Consider the following 20,419-nt stretch of genomic DNA (forward strand, 5'->3'; position numbering starts at 1 on the left):
TAGCTCTCCTACTGGCAATCGTGATGGGATTGATTTGCCCAAGGTGGTGCATCATTGACTAACTGCCATATCGGGCTCTCCAGGGTACGGCAAAGCTCTTTGGCAAAGGTCAACATCCCTTGATAACCGGCATAGGCATGTTCGCGTTCTTGGTTGATATCTAAAAACGGAAGTCGCGCCTTTAACGCGGTATACATGTTACGGCCACCAGCAATCATCAAATCGGCTTGCTGTTGCTGTGCCACATCGAGCAGCTTACGCGCGCCGCCCTCGTCAAGCATTAAGGCTTGCTCCCCCATAATGTCGACAATTCGCGCCTTATCTTCGGCTGTGGATTTTTTAGTCCCAGTCGCCACCACCTCAACGCCAAGCTCTTGCAGCGCCGAAACAATCGACCACGATTTCACACCACCGGTATACAGCAGCGCCTTCTTGCCCTTTAAGCGTTGCTGGTAAGGGGCCAGTTGTTGGCGGATCCTCGATTCTTGCTCGGCAATTAAAGCTTCCGTTTCCGCCAGTAAGCGAGGTTCATTAATGAGTTGGGCAAATTGACGCAACGCCGCCGAGGTATCTTCTACCCCATAAAAGCTTCCCTCAAACCACGGGATATTCCACTGCTCTTGCAACAAGCGGGCGACATTAATTTGCGCCCGCGAACACACCACCATCGCGGCGTCGGCACGGTGCATGGTTTGTATTTCGTGGTAACGCGTATCTCCCGACATACAGCTAAGCACGCGATAACCCAAACGCTCTAACAAAGGGGATACATGCCAAAATTCACCAGCAATGTTGTATTCGCCAATCAGCACAATGTCATTCACTAGACGACTCGGGTCGTGCTGCATCATCGGTTTGGCTGGCGGCTCGGCGCTGCCAACGACCTGTTTCACCATCACCTCGCCGGCAATCCGATTGCCTAAGTTTTTACTGCCATAAAAACCTGCAGCATCCACCGCCACCACCGGGATCTGCCAGCGTTGTTGCGCCAAACTGCAAATTGCGCCCACATCGTTACCTTCCAAGGCTGGCACACAAGTCACATATACAAACACTGCGGGAGGCTGATGTTTTTCCACCACGGTTTTAATCGCGTGCAATAGCCGCTTTTCGGCCCGCCCCATGATCACGTCTTGTTCATTCAGATCGGTGGTAAAGCCCAAACGAAACAAGTTACGACCCGAGGCGCGGGTACCGCGATTATTCCAACTATTTCCGGCACACGCGATGGGACCGTGCACAATATGGGCGACATCGGCGATGGGCAGCAAACTAATTTGTGCGCCATCAAAACTACAACCACCCGCAGTGGCGCCTGGGGTAGGTCGAGCACAGCCACTTTTCTCACCGCTATTATGTTCGCAAGCGGGCTCGTCTAATAATTCAGCTATATCACTACGCTTCATGGCGACCTCTCATTACATTGGTTTTACTTCTGTCAGACGATACTCAGAGTGACTAAAACATCTCACATCAAGCACAATGCAACTTACAAACCAAAGTTAAAACATTGATAAATAAGTGTTTTAGATTGTAGTAAAACCGACAAAACAGCGAAGGAAGAGACAATGTGATGATGAACAAACGAATCATTTGGCTACGCAATGAGCCCCCACAAACATCAAGATAAAGCCTTAGGCCGAGGTATCGGCATCAACGCAGGGCATTATTCGTCGAAGCATGCTTGCATTATTTGCAGCAATGAACTGCAAATAACCGGTATTGTCATGCATTATTTGCAGTGCAATACTGTTATTCCTTGCTTAAACAGATGATTTGGAGATAAGACCGATGGTGACAACAAAAATTGGGACATCGACTTCATTCACGTCACAACATGCAGATGAAATAGCGGCACTGATTAGCCTGGCTCACCATCATTCATTTGCCCAGGCAGGAAAAGCCTTACGACGTCATCCCAGCATTATTTCCAAACGAATTGCAGCCATGGAGACTCGTTTAGGGATCCGCCTGGTGGAACGCTCAACTCGCCAGCTACGGTTAAGCCAAGCTGCATTAGAACTGGTTGAACAACTCAAATCTGCGCTTGATATCATTAACACCGCCGAACAAAGAGCGCTGTGCGGTGCCGCTGAGGTTGCAGGCCGATTACGCTTAGCACTCCCCGCAGAAATGGGGCGACGTTGTATCGCGCCACTATTGCCTGAATTTATCAAGATGTACCCGAAGATCAGCCTCACGGCAGATTACAGCAATCGTTTTGTCGATATTATAAGCGAGGGTTATGATGCTGCTATCCGGGTTGGCGAACTTAAGGACAGCCGACTGGTCGCCAATAAACTCGCCCCCCACCGTCGCATTCTCTGCGCCAGTCCAGGCTACCTCCAGCAATTTGGAGAGCCACAGCATCCGCGAGAGCTGACTCAGCACAACTGTCTGCAATTTAGTGGCTTTAAAAGTTATCCCGAATGGCGACTGTTTCAGGGTAAACAATCAGAAAAAATAGTGGTTTCTGGAAATTTAATATCTAACGATAACGACACCCTTCTGGCAGCAGCCAAATCTGATCTCGGGATACTCTGCGCCGGAGAATGGTTGTTCCAACAAGCGATTGCTGAAGGCCAACTCATCCATATTCTTAAAGATTGGATATTGGATGGCGAAGGCGGCGTTTATTTTGTCAGAACCTCAGCTAAGTATACTCCAGCATCAGTCCAGGTCTTCAAACAATGGATTAGCGCCAAGGCAAGCTCGGGGCTGCTATAAGCGTTTCAAACGCCGTCCTGCTTATTTAAAATATTGAGGATATAACTATGTTTCATGGCATTTTACTGTCCATCGCTTCGTCGTGCTTGTTTGCCGCTATTTATTACTATTCGACACTACTTACGCCGCTCAATGGTGCAGAGGTGTTTGGCTGGAGAATGGCGCTTACCCTCCCCTTTGTTTCATTATTAATGTGGATGAGTAAAGATTTGCCGCTAATCAAATCTGTATTTACGGCGCTATTACAAAGACCAAGCCTGATCTTTGGGCTCATACTCAGCAGTTTTCTAATTGGTATTCAGCAATGGTTATTTATGTGGGCACCTTTAAACGGCCAAGCTTTAGAAGTTTCTATTGGATACTTTTTACTCCCGCTTAGTATGCTGTTGGTTGGCCGATTTATTTATCATGAACGACTATCCTGGTTGCAGTGGCTGGCTGCGCTATGTGCGCTGTTAGGTGTCTCTCACGAAATCTATTTATTCGGTGAATTTCCCTGGGAAGCGGCATTAGTCGCCCTGGGTTTTCCTTGCTATTTTATTTTGAGACGCAGGCTAGGCACTAATCACCTCGGTGGATTTTGGCTTGATTTACTACTAATGTTGCCAGTGGCTGGGTTTATTATTACTCGCCACAGTGCAACCATTACGCTTCCAAGTCATGTTGTGCTGTATCTTCTATTAATCGGGCTAGCAATTTTGAGTGCAACGTCATTTATGTTCTACATTGTTGCCAGTCGTTTGTTACCTTTGAGTTTATTTGGTTTATTAGGCTACGTAGAGCCTGTATTACTGGTTGCGATATCACTGTATCTCGGTGAGCAGATTAGTCATGCGCAATGGTTAACGTATATCCCAATATGGCTGGCGGTAGGATTGCTTACCTGCAACGGCATCCTCAAAATTTATCATGGGAAGCAACAGAGATGTTTAAACTAAACGCCAGCCCAGTATTCAGCTTTCAAGCAAGACAGCGAGAAAGCTAAGGTCACTTAGTCTGCGCAGAGAGCCTCTCGACAAGCGCTGAGTATTTGCTGGTAAAACACTGCAACAATGAATCTCCCAACAGAGATATGCGCAACGAAGCAAGCGATACTTTAAAGGAACCACGGTGTTTTGCTTAAGCGCCTAATAAAACAAGCCCCTGCTGATAATCGTTTTTGTGCTCATCATGTGGAACTTTCTGACCACCTGTCGCCCAAATAATATGCGTCGCCTGAGACAATTTGTCTGTCAGTTGTTCCGCCTCAAGATAAGCTTTGCCCTCGGTAAGCAAACGAGTCAAACCGGCAATGCCCGCTGTCGCAGAAGGTTCCAGCGAGATATGTTCGCTATCCTCAAACATCGTCAAATAACGATATAAGTTTTCATCGGAGACGGTCACAATACCACTAAGCAAATGCATCATCATCGAGCCAACAAATGCCGATGGCCGGCCCACGGCTAAACCGTCGGCACAGGTTTGGTTATTTAAGCCAATATCCTGCACCGCGATCTTATTCTGCAAACCCGTTGCCATACCTAATAACATGCACGGTGAATGGGTCGGCTCGACAAAAAAACAATGTACATAATCACCAAAAACCTGCTTCAGCCCAAAGGTAATGCCGCCAGGTGCACCGCCTACGCCACAGGGCAAATAAACCAATAGCGGATGCGCTGCGTCGACAGTAATATCCTGCTCGGCAAGCTGCGCCTTCAAACGCAATGCTGCCACGCTGTAGCCTAGAAATAGCGATCGTGAATCTTCATCATCAATAAAATAGGCCTGCGCATCAGCCATCGCTTGTTCACGCCCTTGCGCCACCGCAATACTGTAGTCGCTCTGATGTTCAACAACCTGAACACCTTTACTTTTCAATAAATTTTTCTTCCACTCGCGTGCATCGGCAGACATATGCACGATGACCTGAAAACCCAGCTGCGCGCCCATCATGCCGATGCTTAAACCGAGGTTCCCAGTGGAGCCCACCACTATTTTATGTTTGGCAAATAGCTGTTTAAATGGAGCGTCGTTAAAAACTCGATAATTATCCCCCGTCCTTAACAAGCCATTGGCTAGCGCCAACGTTTCAGCGTGCAGTAATACTTCATAAAAACCACCACGCGCCTTAATTGAGCCAGCCACTGGCAGTTGGTGGTCACATTTCAACCATAAACGCCCAGGGATCTCGAAGCCATGCCATTGTTCAAGCGCTGCTTGCATCTTAGGAATGGCTTTCAACTGGGATTCAATAATCCCTTTGGTTACCGTTGTTTCTGCAAAGACCTTCGCCAGATAAGGCGCAAAACGAGACAAGCGCTGCGACGCATCAAGTAAATCGCTCCAGTTTAAGGCGAGCTCTGCTTGGCTCTGCTGAAACAAAACTTTGTTGGAATTTAGCCAGATAATCTCTTGCTTTGACTGGAGTATGGGCACCACAGCATTCGATAGATAATCCGCCATAAAATTTAACTCCACACGAGTGCCCCGCTATTTTTAACTCAAGCTCTTGCTCATCACAAAACAAACAAGTATCCGAATAATTACGCCATGAAAAGATTCAAAAAGATAGCCTATATTGCAGAACATAAAAACAGCTTAACTGCAACATTCCAACTTCAACTTTCAACCAGACTTGCTGCACTTCTATAGCTCTCACCAAAAAGGTATCAATGGCTAATCACAACTAGAGTAGCTAGTGGGTGGAGATGTTTAACTGAGTCCAGGTATATAGAAATAGCCATGTTTCAGAGATTAATTATCAATTATCCTCGTATATTGAACGCCTGAATGACGGTTATCACAAAGGCGTTCATTTAAACTTTAGTGGCAATTCTAAATTTCAATCATTTTGGTTAATGATTCTAAAAAACCTATTTTCGAGTCTGATTTTTTAGGGATTTGTAAATCGGCGGCAACGTAGCACTGAGCAACAATATTTTCCGCATCTAAAGCTTTACACTGCTCCAAATAATGCTGTACTTCTTGTTCGCTTCCGCGCGCTTTATAGACTGAGATATATTGCGGAAGAAATGGATCACTAATTCCAATAATTTGTCGCCCTTTATTCAGAATTTCCTCCGCCTTGTCTAATTTTCCCTGTTGTCGATAGGCTTGAGCCGCCAAACTAAAGGTTTGAATTGAAGCGCTGTCCCAATTTTTAATGAGCGCTAAGTTCTGTAAAGCTTTCGATTGTTTATTTTGCCGCTCACGCACGCTATAAAATGCTAAACGAGTGTAGGCATCGTACTTGGTTACGCCTGTCGTCGCCTTTCTGGCCAACTTTTCAGCCGCCTTAATATCGCCGTATTCAAGAGCTCGAAACGCTTCAGAGGCCGCCCAATAATTTTCGAATACTTGCTTCCCTTTACCTTTTCTTAAAGCAGCATCTAAGCTTTTAGTCGTAAGATTCTGCCGCCTTTCTTTACGATATTCGCGTTTCACATATGCGGTAATATCTATCTTGCGTTCTGCAGGTGAATTATGTCGATCCGCAAATTTCTGCAACAAATTGGTTGCAGCTTCATTTGCCGCCATATATCCCACAGTCTCCCAATTTAAACCAGTTACATTCTTATTGGCTTTAGTCGCCATGGAAACAAACGACTTAAAATCTTTTTTCTTCTCTTCAAGCTGCGTTTTATTAAATACTAAACTGCTCTCTAAACGTTCCATGGTGTCTTTATAAGCCCTTGGACTGTAGCCTGCTTTTACAAGTAAATCTATACCGAGTAAGTCGGCTTCATCTTCATCAGTACGACTCATCGAAGAACTAATAACATCTCGACTCAAGCGGTTTATTGATACACCAATTCTATATGACTTCTCAACCATCTCTTGAGATTCTCGAGAATTTCTAGCAACAATCTTGTAACCATTGGCTGTTTTACTTGAGTCCAAATCTTTGATAGTGGCGGCGGCCATCGCAACATTAGTGGCTTTGCTCACTAACGCACTTTGCTTCTCAAAGTACTCATTCGAATTCTGATGCTTTAGAAGAATATGCGAAAGCTCATGAGCAATAATAAAAGCCAACTCGTCTTCAGATTCAACATCCGCTAAAACCCCTTGAGTCACCACAATTGTATCTTGTGTCGCAAGGGCGCTGTAATTTCTATCAGCAGAAATAACGATATTCACTTTTTTTTCTAATGGTTGATCCCATTGCGCTAATAACTTTTCAAGAATCTCATTTAGATACAATTCTGCATATGGATTGACGATCAAGTTTTTGTCTGCAGCCGAACGCATTCTGGAACTTAACGAGCCCAGCTCGGCAGTTTTTTCAACTTCAGTTTCAGCTCTAATTTGTTGAGTTTGATAGTCAATATATTTACCGTCAAAAGATTCATAGGTACTACCAGTTAAACTATTCAAGCTGTTCAAATTTAAACGGCTCAAGCTATCACTAGCACACCCAAATAAAGAAGTAGCAATGATTAAAAGGAAAATAAGTCGCATATTTAACACCCTTCTCCTAAGCCAAACGAAGCAAAAGTAACTTTATCACTCGCTTTAGAAATGGTTGTTGCGGTACAAGTCACCGAAGCAATTGCTTTCATATTAAGTTCGACTTCTGTGATATGTACCCACTTTTCCTCTCCATCATCCTCAAACATCAACATACCTTCCTTTTTATCATATTTTTTTACAGGGATGGCTTGTTTTGTCGCATCAGGCAAACTGCTTTTAGCTACATCGATACAGTCAAATTCAGAGCTACATATCTCAACTTCATCAAGCAAAAAATCGATTATCAATACACGGTCATTCTTCGCGTAAGAGGACAACGAGGTTGCGCTTAATATAAGTCCAATCAACAGTACTTTAGACATTGTCATAGATGCTCCTTTATCTTGCGTTTTATTATTGAAATTTGGGGGAATTTCTTTCTAAACTTATTGAGTATTGTTAGATATTTCTGGCATTTATTTTTCATGCTCTCGAACAAATAAAATAAAAAAATAGGTAAATCAAAAAATATAATGAGGATTAATCCGTACCAATTGGGCGCACCAACCTTAAGAATAAACTGAGAAATAAGTACTGAACTCAAAATAATGAATAAGATAATAAAGGCAGGCATCAAACCCGAAATAATTTGTTTTCGCGTGTCTAACTTCTGCTTTTGCTCCAAATGAGTATACCGATACCAAATGACTAAAAATAAGGTGCTTATTTGCACCACTATTTCTAGCATATCGGCAATACTTAACTTAAAGAATCCAGTCGCACTTGGAACTCGCCAATAGTCATCTTCTAAAGTCATTAAATTATCTAAAGCCATTGCATGATAGAACACTCCTGGCAGTGTCCCATGTACTGGAGACCGAACAATATCAACGCCACCTGATAAATCATAACCAATCATGATAACTCGATCTTTGATAGCGTCATTTAGAGGAGCAGACTTAACAGCCCCTGATTCAAATAACCGAGTGGCAGACAAAGTAAGGAATGGAGGACAGCGTTCCCGCAATTGTTTATCCAGTTCTTGATCACTTCGTAGGCCCTGTGTCAAACTTAAAAAAGTAATATTGATAAACTGTTTGAACCGACTCATATGCTCTGGAATGCAGTTTTTTATGTTGTCGTAATCAATCTGATTAAGCGCCGATTTATTACTCCATTGTACGATCATAGGATCTAAATATTGAGACTGTTCCGCAGGGGAGCATTGAGATGTAATTCGACACCATGACTTGTATAAAGCCAACGCAGGAGTATCCATGCGCTGTTGCTGCCAATCAACAGATAGAGGGTAGTAATGCTGATAACCACTCCACGATACCGCTGTCAGTTGACTAACTGCTGAAATCTTGTGGCGTAATGAATCTGGATCATTTAGAACCGCTGCCGTATCATATTCCGTATCACTTGCCATAAACACCGGAAAGGAGCGAGAGTTAAGCGTTTTAAGCCATTTGTTGAGTCGAGAAGAATGTTCATGGTGTTGTAAAATGTCAAAAAAAACAGATTGTGGATGGTGAGCACTGATAACTTTTAGAAGTTGTGAAAGCGTGGCGTAATTAACAGGATAAGTTTCAATTTGTTGTAAGAATTCATCATCTAACAAAACAACTGTGATATCTTTTGATACCGTTTGACTATAAAACGGTGACCACATTCGAAGAATATGATCTTCATAATGCTTTTCCGCAGCATTTCTTATACCTAAAGGGTCAACGATAAAGACCAATAAGATAAATACTGTTGTAAGAACTGCGCGAGTGAGCACATTTTTATTAAGGGTCATGCCGTATTAACTCTAAACTTCCGTTGTTATTCACCCCATTTCAGACTATTCATTTAATCTGAATGTGCAGCACATATATCACACGAATACATCCACCTGTAATTAATTATTTACAAGCTTACAAATTTTAATGCAACAATTATTTGTAAAATAATTGCTTAGGTCAATAATTTTCTTATGCATTTAGATAGTTAACTCATTTCATCATTCAACATTCCAGTATCAATCTTGGTTCAAGTGCAAACAAGTTGATATGGAAATCCCTATAGAACTAGCAGTGAAACTAGGATGCCCCCACGCAAAATTGATGATCAAACACATTGTTTATGAGCAAACTACAAAAGTTAATCTCTGCATATATGCCTTTAAAATATTTAATTGTTGAGTGAAATTCACTCCAATTTTGAGCTGAAAACTTAGCCGCTATACCGAGTCAAAGCCCCCCAATGGTACTTCCCAAATACAACGCTAACCTGTCTAATGCAACTGCAAGACGACATCAAGCAAACATATGCAATGCTCAACTAAAACCCAGTACATAGACAACTAGCGACAAAGTAGTCACTTTTATTTTGCCGTTCAAAGCGACCTTTCAAAGACGCGAAGATAAAACTTTCGACAACGTCACTATCAACAAGTAACAACATTTAGCCCAATGGACAGCCTAAATATCGTTACAATATGACGAGTCAAATCGAGAAACCTAACAAAAACCCCCATAGAGCAAAGCGTCATAGTGTCGACAATCTAAGCTCCAAAGGAACACTGCATATCGTTCCTACGGACAAACATTTTTTTATTCACAGACGTTAGCTCACATCCCTCACACAACAAAATCTATTATACCTCGGTCACTCTGCCGCTTTATTGTTATATCAATGGCATGAATCAGCTGAAAGCGGCAAGAATTGGAGTTAAACTCGGTGATTTATCCAGTCGCACTAAAAAATTTATCCATTTGGACAAGGGATTTCTGTCATGAACACCATCGCTTTTATTCACAACATCGCTGCCGAAGAAGAAAAGCAGTGGCTACTTAAATTCGAAACGCTGTTACCCAATGAAAGCATTGTATTAGCCACAGATTTAAGCGATGAGCAAGCCCAGCTTGTCGAAATAGCCATCGTTGCCAACCCAAATGTCGATCAACTAAAGCGCTTTCCTCACTTAATCTGGGTGCAAAGTTTGTGGGCAGGTGTTGAAGCACTAGTTAGCGGCTTTCGAAGCTTCAATCACGACAAAGAAACATATCAAACTCAATTGGTAAGGCTCATCGACCCGTTTCTTGCCGACACCATGGCCGAAGCCGTATTAACTTGGAGTTTGTATTTATATCGCAATATTCCAGACTACATCGCTCAACAAAGACAAGGGATTTGGCGCCCAATCCCCAGCCCTTCAGTGAATACCGTACAAGTATCCATCTTAGGAGCGGGTAAACTTGCAAGCGCTTCGATGAAAGCCCTTGTTCATCAAGGTTTTACGGTAAATAGTTGGAGCCGAAGTCACAAAGAGATTGCCCATGTAACCCACTATTCGGGAGATGACGGTTTAGCTGCTATTCTTCAAAAAACCCAGATATTGATCTGCCTCCTCCCTCTCACCGATCAAACCCATCATTTACTCAACCAACAAACCTTAAACCTTTTGCCGAAAGGTGCCAAACTGATAAACTTCGCAAGGGGTGGCATTATTAACCACCAAGATTTACTAGCAATGTTAGATTCCGATCACTTATCACACGCCGTCTTAGACGTGTTTGAACAAGAACCTCTAGAAGTAAACAGTCCTTTTTGGTATCACCCCAAAATATCGGTATTACCGCATATATCCGCCACAACCAATATAGACACCGCCTCTCAAATTGTCGCGAACAATATCCACACCTATAGAAAAGACGGCCTTATTCCTGAATCAGTTGATTTGATAAGAGGATACTAGCTGTCGTTGATTTTGCTCAAATACAGCAAATATTATCAAAGATACGGCGTTTCCAATGGCCTCTTATCGCTGTTAGGGCAAGTAACTAGTTAAAAGTTTCGTCGGTGAATCTTGGCCAACAATTCAGAAATTGAAAAATTTTAAAGTACGACAATTAAGCTTTTATTCATTATTATTACGTAATATTATTTCAGATTTTTTAGTATTGGCCGATACGAAGAACTTATAATATCTGACCGCTAAGTCAAAAATGTAAGGCCGCTTTATGTGCTGTTTTAGGTCAAAATGATTTCAACACAAATCTTTACTCGAGACGATGAACTCTCACGGAGTGGCTCTCGTGAGTCTATCTATTTGAATGAATATGGAAATAATAATGTTTGTGGCATGCTGTGTTATCCCTCGTTCCTTCATCTCCAAGTGGCCCGATGTCTACTCTCGTTTTGTCCTCACCAACATATCGATTGGTGAAGGATAATTTTATTTATGTTAGATATTCGTATAGCTTGGCTTATTTGTTTTGCCATTCTCTCTACCTTTAGTTTCACCAGTCATGCTACGGCACTCAAGTTGGCTGATTATTATACCGATGTATGGACCTCGGTTGATGGACTGCCGCATAACAGTATTAATGCGATTACTCAAACCGACGATGGCTATTTGTGGTTTGCCACTTGGGAGGGAGTGGCTCGTTACGATGGCTTACATTTTACCTTATTTGGTAGAGGTGAAACGACAGGCATGAAAGATTCCGGCACGCGCACCCTGGTCGCGGATAGCAACAATAGCCTTTGGCTTGCGGGTGCCAGAGGCAGCATGGCGCTGCGCAAAGGTTACCAATGGTCAAATCAAGCCAATGCCGCCAGCTTAGTGAATCATGCACTGGTGGATCAGCATAAGAATCTATGGATAGCGGTTGAAGGTCTGGGGGTTTATTATCGAGCGCGAGGCAAAGATGGAAACTACTTACCGGATGTTCATATACTCTCTGGATTTAGTGCCTATCACTTGGCCCAGTCTAGTTCTGGCGACATTTTTGCGGCCACCGATAATGGACTCTATCGAGTCACACCAAAAAGCTACCATAAACTCGAGTTGCCCTTATTAGGCGATCGAACTCGGGTTTATTCTCTGGCTTTCGATCATCAAGACCGGCTGCTGTTAGCCTCGAATCATGGACCTTGGCGCTATGATGGCCAACAATTTACTCGACTGAATAACACCTTAGATCATGTAATTACCACCGCAATTATCGAAGACCGTGAGGGTAATATTTGGTTTGGAACCTCCACTCAAGGCGTAGGACGGATTGCAAATCATCAGCTTGAATTTAAAAATGCCAACAGCGGCTTACCACATAATCGAGTGATCTCGCTATTTGAAGATCAAGAAGGCAGTATTTGGGTTGGCACCAATGGCGGCCTGATACGATTTAGAAATGCGGCATTTCAATCATTCACGGAACAAGATGGGCTGATCGGCAATTACGTTAGAACGGTATTGCCAATTAATTCAAAGCAAGTGCTAGTTGGAACCAGTCAAGGCTTAAGCCTACTCGAAGATGGTCAGGCCATGGCGGCCACGCAAGACCCCGTTTCTCGGCAAGGCATATTAAGCCTTGCTAAGAATCATCAGGGGGGAGCTTATGTTGGTACCTACAGAAATGGAGTTTACCAATGGCAAAACCATCAGCTACAGCAGCTTTGGAATGAGGATTCAGGACTGCCACATAATGAAGTCCGCGCCTTACTCAAAGATAGCCATAACAACCTATGGATTGGCACCCCCAATGGCTTAGTCAAAATAAAACCGCAAGGCGAAATGCAGTATTTCACCAAGCAAAATTCTAATTTACCCGATAATTATATTCTAGCCATCGCTGAAGATGAATTTGGCAAAATTTGGGTTGGTACTGGAGTTGGCTTGGCATTTATTCGGGACGATAAGGTATCAAATGTTCCAATTCACAACTTGGAGCAAGCGCAATATGCTTTCGGCTTTTACCTTGAGCCTGGTTATGTATGGATAGCAAGCGACCGCGGGATCATTCGCTACCAGCAACACACCCAACAAATGGGTCTGGTTGGCCGCCCAGCAGGGCTTCCCATTGATAAGTTTTTTCAAATCGTGAACGACCAACAGGGCAGCCTGTGGCTTTCGAGTAATCGAGGACTATGGAAAATCAGCTATCAGCAGGCTCATTTAGTCGCGAGCGGTCAGCAAAAACAAATTAATTTTGAGCTATACAGTGAAATAGACGGCATGGCGAGTAGCCAAGCCAATGGTGGTTCCAATCCTGCGGCGGCAATCACTGAACAAGGCCAGCTACTCTTCGCCTCGGCTAAGGGTTTAATAAGTATCCAACCGCAAGATTTAGCGATATTCTCTGCTCACCCGCTACCGGTGACAATAGATTCGATTCAATTTGACAGTCAATCCATCTCTCCCGATACCCAATCGATAGCCCCTGCAGGAACCAACTTGGTTCGTTTTATTTATTCAGGTTTAGGCTACGTTATGCCCAAGCGCTTGCAGTTCAGAACCAAACTGGAAGGATTTGACCGTGAATGGTCATACCGCGGGACTCAACGAGTGGCAGAATTCACCAACCTTCCACCAGGAAGCTATCGCTTTCTGGTCAGCGCTCGTTACCCTTATGGGGAATGGAACGATAGCAACTTCATCTATCAGTTTAAAATTGAACCCTTGTTTTGGCAACGTAGAGAGATTCAGGCCTTATTGGCTTTGTTACTGCTGTTGGTGATTGGTGGCATGGTCTATTTCCGGATTTATTTACTCAAACGCAATGAAGAACGTTTGACTGAACAAGTGGAAATACAAGTCAAGGCATTGCGAGAACAATCTGCACAATTCGAGCGTTTATCGAACGAAGATGCATTAACCAAACTTCCCAATCGACGAGCCTTCGATGCCAATTTAAGCGCTCAATTTAGCCAGTGTAGTCAGCAACAGCAGCCCATTAGCTTGGTGGTGCTGGACATCGACCATTTTAAATCGATTAACGACAACTACTCCCACTTGGTGGGCGATAAAGTGATTCAAGCATTAGCCACCACCTTAGTCGACTATGTGGGTGACACAAACAAAGTCGCACGCTGGGGCGGTGAAGAATTTACTATCCTTTATTTGGGCAACCAGCAACAGGCAAGAGATTATTTTCAAGCGCTATTACTGCAGATTCAGGCGATGACCTTAGATGCGCTGAAAGGTAAACGCAATATTACCGTGAGCATGGGAATTTGTGATAGTGATCATTGTGATGATTACAGCTCGCTGCTGAAATTAGCGGATCACGCTTTGTATCAAGCCAAACACAAGGGGCGTAACCGTATCGAAATTTATAATAACAACCAACCACAGTGAAAATTCCTATTGAATCAGTCACAGATAGTTTGCAAACCGCCGCGATGTATTTGCATTAAAAATCGCTAATTCACATTAACCTTGAATGCCTCTGAACTATCGGGTGATGACTGAAACTCGTCAGCTTGGTTTGGTTATCAAATGTTCAGCTATACCTGCTTAATACCAATCTGATTGATTATATAATCAACTCATTGCGCAGAATTAGTCTGCCGATACCCAGGCATGAAGCGCAGTCACTGGTGGCTCTATACAAGATACATAACCAGTTAGCCGTGATTGAGGCCTGTAAGTGACCCGCTGTGTTCTCAGGCTGTTACTCACCAAACTCTAGAACCTGAAACTTGAAGCAGCGCATCTTCTCAACTGGACTATTGAGCGACCATCCACCTTTGCGCTTTAACTGCTGAATGAAGTCATTGGAGTTTGGCAGCTGTTGCCACACTTGCGGTAAAAACACCGCTTGTTTGTTGCCTTGTGCCAAAATAAGACCATCCTGATTGGGGCGAAGGCGCGCAATTAATGCGGCTTCATTCAACTGTGGGGGAAGCGCTTGGCTTGGGCTTAAAATAGAGATACTAATATGAATGAGTGGCAACTCTTGTAGCGTCAGTGGTGCAAATCTGAGATCTTCAAAAGCGGCCTGATAAGCGTGTAAAGCAACCTCTTGAACTAGCGCTTGATAAGCTTCTAGTGAACCAATGCAACCTCGAAGTTGCGCATTTTTGTGCAAAGTCACAAAGCTTGCCGCCTGCACCTGAAGGATTGTGGGATATTGCTCAGGCTCGGCTTGCCAGCGCTGCTGCTCACTCAGATAGTGCTCAATCGCATATCGGGCAACTTTGAGTAGCGCTTGTTGATGCTCGCGCTTAATGCTCGAAAAACGCAATACTGGCATAACCCACCACCCTTTGATGATCGTTCGTTACATCCCCTGAATTGCCTTTCGCCAATAATGTTGCTTGCAGCTGATGCTGCCTGGCCGCTGCTAGAAATCCATTAATAACCTGGTAACCACAAGCTTGCTCCCCCTGCAAACCGCCCTGCCCTGAGATGATATTTTTAAGAGTAGCCTCATCGCTCAAACGGGCATCTCGGTAAGATAAAAAGTGGCTTAAATCGCTGCTGATCACCAGCAAGGTTTGAGGATCTGAACAAAACACCTCAAACAGAGCCGCCAGTTGCGCCGGTGCGACATCCCCCACCACCAATGGCACAATGGCAAATTGCGCTAAACAAAGCTGCAAAAAAGGCAGCTGTACTTCAATCGCATGTTCCAGACGATGCGCTTCATCAGAGCAATGAACAAAATCGAACTGAGTTAATGCAGATAAGCAATGTTGCTCAACTGGCAAGCTTCCCAAGGGGGTTTCAAACTGTTCCGCCGACGAAATGGCCACCCCTGCCAGTGGAACCCGATGATTCGGGCCGGCGATAAGCACTCGGCGAAACGCTGGTTGGTGATAGACTAAATATCGGTAAGCGGCGGCGGCAATTTGTCCCGAATATTGATAACCAGCGTGGGGAACCAACAACGCCTTCGGCCGAGCCGACTCTGAATGCGTCGCTAACAACCAGGGGCTAAGCTGTTGTTTGATATGCTCAGCACCAGCGGGATAAAACTGTCCAGCCACGGCTGCGGGTCGACTTTTCATCGCTCAATTCCGCTTATTTCAACTAAAGTTAAGTATAGTTCAGTCCGTTACGGTGAAGCGCTTATGGCAAGTCAATATAGTCCTCCTGAGTACTTTCCCACTCAGTATTGGCAGCAATTAGACGATGGCCGAATACAATGCGATGTTTGCCCCCGGCATTGCCAACTACGCCAAGGAAAACGTGGCGTCTGTTACATTCGAATGAATCATCAGCAGCAAATTGTGCTGACCTCTTATGGTCGCTCCAGTGGCTTTTGTATCGATCCGATTGAGAAGAAACCCTTAAAACATTTTTATCCCGGCTCTGCGGTACTATCTTTTGGCACCGCTGGCTGTAACTTGGGCTGCAAGTTTTGTCAAAACTGGGATATCAGTAAGTCACGCCAAATGGATACCCTCGCCGACTCCGCCATGCCAGACGCTCTGGCTCAACTGGCACAAAAATATGGCTGTAGCGGCATTGCTTTCACCTACAACGATCCGGTGATTTTTCTAGAATATGCCGTAGATGTGGCGCAGGCCGCAAAAGCCCTTGGTTTGCAATCCATCGCGGTTTCCGCTGGTTATATTTGTGCTGAACCAAGAGCTGAATTGTTTACTCACATGGATGCTGCAAACATCGATTTAAAAGCCTTTCGCGAACCCTTTTACCGAAAAGTATGCAGTGGCCACCTGGCGGATGTATTGGATACGCTGCTATACCTTAAACATGAAAGCCATGTGTGGTTTGAGCTAAGCACCTTACTGATCCCCGGAGAGAATGACTCCAATCAAGAGCTACAACAAATGTGCACCTGGATAGCTGAGCACTTGGGCGCTGATGTCCCGATCCATTTCACCGCCTTTCATCCTGACTTTAAGATGCGAAATAAAACCCAAACCCCCATCGCCACGCTGTTAAGAGCGAGAGAAATAGCCCTTAACCATGGACTTCACTATGCCTATGTGGGAAATGTCTACGACCCGTCCCACGAAAGCACCTATTGTCCCGGCTGCGGCAACCTATTATTGGAAAGAAATTGCTATCAACTGGGAAAATACCGGCTCAACTCGCAAGGCCTCTGCCCCGATTGTGGCACAACTATCGCGGGGGTCTGGACGGAGCACTGTGGCAGCTTTGGCCGCCGTCGGATCCCGCTGCGGCTGGGAAACTAGACGGAATACCATTTAACAAAGGTGCCGCTCCTCCCGTTTCCCACCTGGCTTGCCCAAGCCTGAGCGAAAGCGCCGAGATAGTTTAAAGGCTCAATTCGGCACGCATAAACCGGAGAGCCTTTTATCTCAGCATGCAATAACATTCAAGTATCAGTGCTATTGCTGCAGCCTTATCGGCCCATCCCTGGTTTGGCTAAGGTCCAGTAGTGGATGGGCTGCCATGGCATCGGCTGAGTTGCGCTCAGTTTTAAGCGACTATTTCCCGGCTCAGTAAACACCACCGCGGTCATCACAAACTCTCCATCATTAATAAAAATTTCAATGGAAGACTGATCGACCAATATTTGCAGTTTTACATCCTGTTGGTTGACCATGTCCAGCTCGCGAATTTTTTCGCCGTCGGTAGGCAGAGCCCCGCTCCTATCCAGTACAATTTTCTGCCGCAGGCCATCTAAGCTAAAACGACAGTAGCTTTGCTCGTCGCTCATAAAGTGCAAATCAACAGCGCCCTCCGTCAGCCAGCTCAAATTCATTTGCAGTTCATAACTTCGGCCTTTGGGGAGTGTTATCTGCTGTTCAGCGGCCACGCTTAACTCAAAATCTTGATAAGCGCTGCGTAAGGCCTGTAATTCGCGGGCAGGACGTTGATAAAGTTTACCATCGTCAAAACTCAGTTCCCGAATACAAGTCAGTTGATGTAACCAGCCCTGCGCCTTTGTCGGGTGTTGATTCTCATCGGGAAGCCCCATCCATGCCACTAATAAGGCGCGACCATCGGGGCTTTTTCCCGTTTGCATCGCATAAAAATCGAAACCATAATCAAGTCTTGAGAAGCCATCTAAATGCAGTTCATCTTGCGGATCCAGACTGGCCTTCAAATAACCATTATGATGGTCGATTTGATAGTGGGGACTGTTAGAGACGATGCCTTGTGGGCAAATAATCGCTATCAGCTGCCCGTCAACTTCAATCAAGTCAGGGCATTCCCACATATAACCAAAATCACCGAGCTCGTCACCAAATATCCCGGCAAACTCCCAATGATGCAGATCGGCTGAACGATAGCTCGCCAGACGCCCTAAACCAGAGGTCAACTGAGCCCCAACAAACATCAACCAATGATCGCCATTACGTACAATTTTAGGATCACGACAATGAGCGGTTACCTGAGGCGGTAAGTCTTCAATAACTGGCCCCTGTTTGCGAAAGTTGAAACCATCTGTTGAAGTCGCTAGGCATTGATAAGTCATTCGTTGTCGCTGCTCACCAATCCGCACATTACCGGTATAAAAAAGCATCAATTGTTCGTCATGCACAATGCAATGACCTGAATATACGCCATGGCTATCAAACCAATCACTGGGCATCAGAGCAATCGGATGCTCTACCCAATTCACTAAATCGGTACTAGTTACATGTGCCCAAGCAATGCGCTTATCCTCACAATCAGGGCTGAGCACATAAAACAAGTGGTAAGCCCCTTGAAAATAAACAAAAGCATTCGGATCACCGAGAAAGCCTTGCTCGGCAGAAATATGCCAAGTTGGCCGATACGGTGAAGAAACAGGCGCCGCTTTTTCTTGAAGCTGTTTTCGCAAATTTGTATCCACTATACTACCGAGTATTTGCCATTGCTGAGTTGATAAGGGAGGCGCGGGTTGCCAAACGATTTGTTCTTGTGGTGCATTAAAAGTAAGTGGGAGCGAAGAAACCATCCTTAACTCTGGATCAACTAACTCCGCAATTAACAAGTTATGAACTTTTTGGATCCGTTGTAGATTATCTTTGCCACCACAAGCAACGATCAGAGGCTCAAGCATGTCCATCTCACAACCTTATTATAAAAACATATTATTAAGCTTAACTTTATAACAAATCAGGGAAGCCTGTCTGTAACTGTATATTTATTTATCGCAATATTGATACACCCGCGACACTTAAGCTTAAGTGTTAATTTTACCGACCTTGCCTAGTGATGATTCAAATAGGTCACGCAATGTTGGCGGATAGCTCTAAAGCCGTCTGTCACTTGAGAGCAAGCATCGTGGTATTCAACAAGACCGGGCAAAAACCAACTTTACTTGCTGACAGAAGTCACTCGCAGTCGGAGGCTCTCTGATAAGCTTAGCTTGGTTGTTTTCAATTCATCTGACAAATTCAATATTTTAGCTCGACTCATTTCGAGAACAAAACACCACAGCATTACGCCCCTTCGCCTTTGCCTGATACATCGCAACGTCGGCACATTTAAGAATATCCTGTTCAGCCACTTCTAGGCCAACAAACAACGCAACACCAATACTTGAGCTGCAGTGATGTTCAATCGTAGACGCTTGTTTGCCAGCGTTTCGCCGCTGAATGAAGTAAGGTTTAGCCAACGCTTCGCGAATTTTTTCGGCGACCAGTGCAGCCTGATTGACCGCACATTGACGATTACAATGTAATTCATTCAACATCACCACAAATTCATCTCCCCCCACCCGTGCAACCGTATCCATTGCCCGGACACTTGCACTAATACGTCGACCCACTTCAATTAACAATTCATCACCCACTTCATGGCCAAAATGGTCATTGAGTGGTTTGAAATTATCCAGATCTAAAAACAGTAAAGCCGTATAAAGACGACTGCGCTCGCTAGCAAGCATCGTCTGAATCAAGCGCTGATGTAATAATCGACGGTTTGGCAATTGGGTTAATGTATCTTTAAATGCCAGCTCCCGGATCTCTTCTTCGGCCTTTTTCTGCTCGGTAACATCTTCCGTGATCCCCATAATTCTGAGCACATCTCCAAAATTGTTCTTGATCGGAACAAAACAAGACTTCAAGGTGTCGAGATAAGCCGCAATGGGGTGAAATTCAAAGTGAACAATTTCCCCCTGATAAGCTCTTTTCAACAAGTCTGCCACTCGCGCTCTATCAGCAAAACTTATAAAGTTTAAAAAGGAACAACCTATCACTTGCTGTTCCTGCTGCACATGAAGCATCCGCAACCCGGCTTTACTCATCGATGTAACTTTGCCACCCATATCGATTTCATGAATACATACCGGGGAGTTATCCAGAAACAAACGGTGATTACGTTCATTTTCGCGTAACACTCGATTAATTTTTTCGTTCTCTTTTAGCGCGGCTTCTAATTGGCGGGTACGCTGACGCACTTGTTGCTCTAACGCGGCGGCGGTCTGAAATAAATAAAATCCCGAATTTCGTTCTACAGCGCTGGCGTCACACTCTGCGCGATCCATTAAAGACTCGACCATTTTGTTTAAACGGATCACCTCCGCCTGTAAGTCCGCATATGAAGGAGACAAGAGTT

Annotated in this window: 14 protein-coding genes; 5 read left to right on the forward strand and 9 right to left on the reverse strand. The window is 44.5% G+C overall.

Annotated features, from left to right (window positions below; translation table 11 throughout):
• Positions 1-8 precede the first annotated feature (8 nt).
• Positions 9-1,406, reverse strand: a complete 1,398-nt coding sequence (gene nifE / locus ACRRS1_RS12265) for a nitrogenase iron-molybdenum cofactor biosynthesis protein NifE (RefSeq protein WP_432467710.1) — start codon at positions 1,404-1,406, stop codon at positions 9-11.
• Positions 1,407-1,791: 385 nt separating this feature from the next.
• Between nifE and ACRRS1_RS12270 the strand changes: the two genes are divergently transcribed.
• On the forward strand, positions 1,792-2,727 hold the full coding sequence (locus ACRRS1_RS12270) for a LysR family transcriptional regulator (RefSeq protein WP_432452895.1): 936 nt from the start codon (positions 1,792-1,794) through the stop codon (positions 2,725-2,727).
• A gap of 47 nt (positions 2,728-2,774) precedes the next feature.
• Entirely contained in the window at positions 2,775-3,665 is an 891-nt protein-coding gene (gene rarD, locus ACRRS1_RS12275; protein ID WP_432467709.1) for an EamA family transporter RarD, read from the forward strand.
• A gap of 181 nt (positions 3,666-3,846) precedes the next feature.
• Here the strand turns inward: rarD and ACRRS1_RS12280 are convergent, their stop codons facing one another.
• The 4 genes from ACRRS1_RS12280 to ACRRS1_RS12295 all read right to left on the reverse strand — a co-directional run bounded on the left by ACRRS1_RS12280 (position 3,847) and on the right by ACRRS1_RS12295 (position 8,965).
• Entirely contained in the window at positions 3,847-5,172 is a 1,326-nt protein-coding gene (locus ACRRS1_RS12280; protein WP_432467708.1) for a D-serine ammonia-lyase, read from the reverse strand.
• Positions 5,173-5,544: 372 nt separating this feature from the next.
• The gene (locus ACRRS1_RS12285; RefSeq protein WP_432452891.1) at positions 5,545-7,170 is read right to left on the reverse strand and encodes a M48 family metalloprotease; all 1,626 of its coding nucleotides are present in this window, start codon (positions 7,168-7,170) and stop codon (positions 5,545-5,547) included.
• Between the two features lie 2 nt (positions 7,171-7,172).
• Positions 7,173-7,544, reverse strand: a complete 372-nt coding sequence (locus ACRRS1_RS12290; RefSeq protein WP_432452890.1) for a hypothetical protein — start codon at positions 7,542-7,544, stop codon at positions 7,173-7,175.
• Positions 7,545-7,546: 2 nt separating this feature from the next.
• Positions 7,547-8,965 carry a CHASE2 domain-containing protein gene (locus ACRRS1_RS12295; RefSeq protein ID WP_432467706.1) on the reverse strand — a complete coding sequence of 473 codons (1,419 nt, stop codon included), beginning with the start codon at positions 8,963-8,965 and terminating at the stop codon, positions 7,547-7,549.
• Positions 8,966-9,943: 978 nt separating this feature from the next.
• Between ACRRS1_RS12295 and ACRRS1_RS12300 the strand changes: the two genes are divergently transcribed.
• Both ACRRS1_RS12300 and ACRRS1_RS12305 read left to right on the forward strand, forming a co-directional pair.
• A complete protein-coding gene (locus ACRRS1_RS12300; RefSeq protein ID WP_432452888.1) occupies positions 9,944-10,906 on the forward strand; it encodes a 2-hydroxyacid dehydrogenase in 963 nt (320 codons plus the stop codon).
• Between the two features lie 486 nt (positions 10,907-11,392).
• The gene (locus ACRRS1_RS12305; protein WP_432467705.1) at positions 11,393-14,290 is read left to right on the forward strand and encodes a two-component regulator propeller domain-containing protein; all 2,898 of its coding nucleotides are present in this window, start codon (positions 11,393-11,395) and stop codon (positions 14,288-14,290) included.
• A 316-nt stretch (positions 14,291-14,606) separates the two neighbouring features.
• Here the strand turns inward: ACRRS1_RS12305 and amrA are convergent, their stop codons facing one another.
• Both amrA and amrB read right to left on the reverse strand, forming a co-directional pair.
• Entirely contained in the window at positions 14,607-15,188 is a 582-nt protein-coding gene (amrA, locus tag ACRRS1_RS12310; RefSeq protein ID WP_432467704.1) for an AmmeMemoRadiSam system protein A, read from the reverse strand.
• A complete protein-coding gene (gene amrB / locus ACRRS1_RS12315) occupies positions 15,160-15,945 on the reverse strand; it encodes an AmmeMemoRadiSam system protein B (RefSeq protein WP_432467703.1) in 786 nt (261 codons plus the stop codon). The genes amrA and amrB overlap by 29 nt, the downstream gene beginning before the upstream one ends.
• A 63-nt stretch (positions 15,946-16,008) precedes the next feature.
• On the opposite strand from amrB, the gene amrS reads away from it, so the two are divergent.
• Positions 16,009-17,100: an AmmeMemoRadiSam system radical SAM enzyme gene (amrS, locus tag ACRRS1_RS12320; protein ID WP_432467702.1), complete on the forward strand. Its 1,092-nt coding sequence runs from the start codon at positions 16,009-16,011 to the stop codon at positions 17,098-17,100.
• A 170-nt stretch (positions 17,101-17,270) separates the two neighbouring features.
• Here amrS and ACRRS1_RS12325 read toward each other — a convergent pair whose 3' ends face one another.
• Both ACRRS1_RS12325 and ACRRS1_RS12330 read right to left on the reverse strand, forming a co-directional pair.
• A complete protein-coding gene (locus ACRRS1_RS12325) occupies positions 17,271-18,926 on the reverse strand; it encodes a glycoside hydrolase family 32 protein (protein WP_432467701.1) in 1,656 nt (551 codons plus the stop codon).
• 339 nt (positions 18,927-19,265) lie between these two features.
• Positions 19,266-20,414 carry a diguanylate cyclase gene (locus ACRRS1_RS12330; protein ID WP_432467700.1) on the reverse strand — a complete coding sequence of 383 codons (1,149 nt, stop codon included), beginning with the start codon at positions 20,412-20,414 and terminating at the stop codon, positions 19,266-19,268.
• Between the last annotated feature and the right edge of the window lie 5 nt (positions 20,415-20,419).

This window comes from Agarivorans sp. Z349TD_8 (genome assembly GCF_050870825.2).
In the GTDB taxonomy this organism is placed as follows: domain Bacteria; phylum Pseudomonadota; class Gammaproteobacteria; order Enterobacterales; family Celerinatantimonadaceae; genus Agarivorans.

What these genes read in the sequence shown, in the direction of transcription:
- nifE (WP_432467710.1), bottom strand. Translation starts at nt 1,406, where the DNA reads ATGAAGCGTAGTGATATAGCTGAATTATTAGACGAGCCCGCTTGCGAA.
- ACRRS1_RS12270 (WP_432452895.1), top strand. Translation starts at nt 1,792, where the DNA reads ATGGTGACAACAAAAATTGGGACATCGACTTCATTCACGTCACAACAT.
- rarD (WP_432467709.1), top strand. Translation starts at nt 2,775, where the DNA reads ATGTTTCATGGCATTTTACTGTCCATCGCTTCGTCGTGCTTGTTTGCC.
- ACRRS1_RS12280 (WP_432467708.1), bottom strand. Translation starts at nt 5,172, where the DNA reads ATGGCGGATTATCTATCGAATGCTGTGGTGCCCATACTCCAGTCAAAG.
- ACRRS1_RS12285 (WP_432452891.1), bottom strand. Translation starts at nt 7,170, where the DNA reads ATGCGACTTATTTTCCTTTTAATCATTGCTACTTCTTTATTTGGGTGT.
- ACRRS1_RS12290 (WP_432452890.1), bottom strand. Translation starts at nt 7,544, where the DNA reads ATGTCTAAAGTACTGTTGATTGGACTTATATTAAGCGCAACCTCGTTG.
- ACRRS1_RS12295 (WP_432467706.1), bottom strand. Translation starts at nt 8,965, where the DNA reads ATGACCCTTAATAAAAATGTGCTCACTCGCGCAGTTCTTACAACAGTA.
- ACRRS1_RS12300 (WP_432452888.1), top strand. Translation starts at nt 9,944, where the DNA reads ATGAACACCATCGCTTTTATTCACAACATCGCTGCCGAAGAAGAAAAG.
- ACRRS1_RS12305 (WP_432467705.1), top strand. Translation starts at nt 11,393, where the DNA reads ATGTTAGATATTCGTATAGCTTGGCTTATTTGTTTTGCCATTCTCTCT.
- amrA (WP_432467704.1), bottom strand. Translation starts at nt 15,188, where the DNA reads ATGCCAGTATTGCGTTTTTCGAGCATTAAGCGCGAGCATCAACAAGCG.
- amrB (WP_432467703.1), bottom strand. Translation starts at nt 15,945, where the DNA reads ATGAAAAGTCGACCCGCAGCCGTGGCTGGACAGTTTTATCCCGCTGGT.
- amrS (WP_432467702.1), top strand. Translation starts at nt 16,009, where the DNA reads ATGGCAAGTCAATATAGTCCTCCTGAGTACTTTCCCACTCAGTATTGG.
- ACRRS1_RS12325 (WP_432467701.1), bottom strand. Translation starts at nt 18,926, where the DNA reads ATGGACATGCTTGAGCCTCTGATCGTTGCTTGTGGTGGCAAAGATAAT.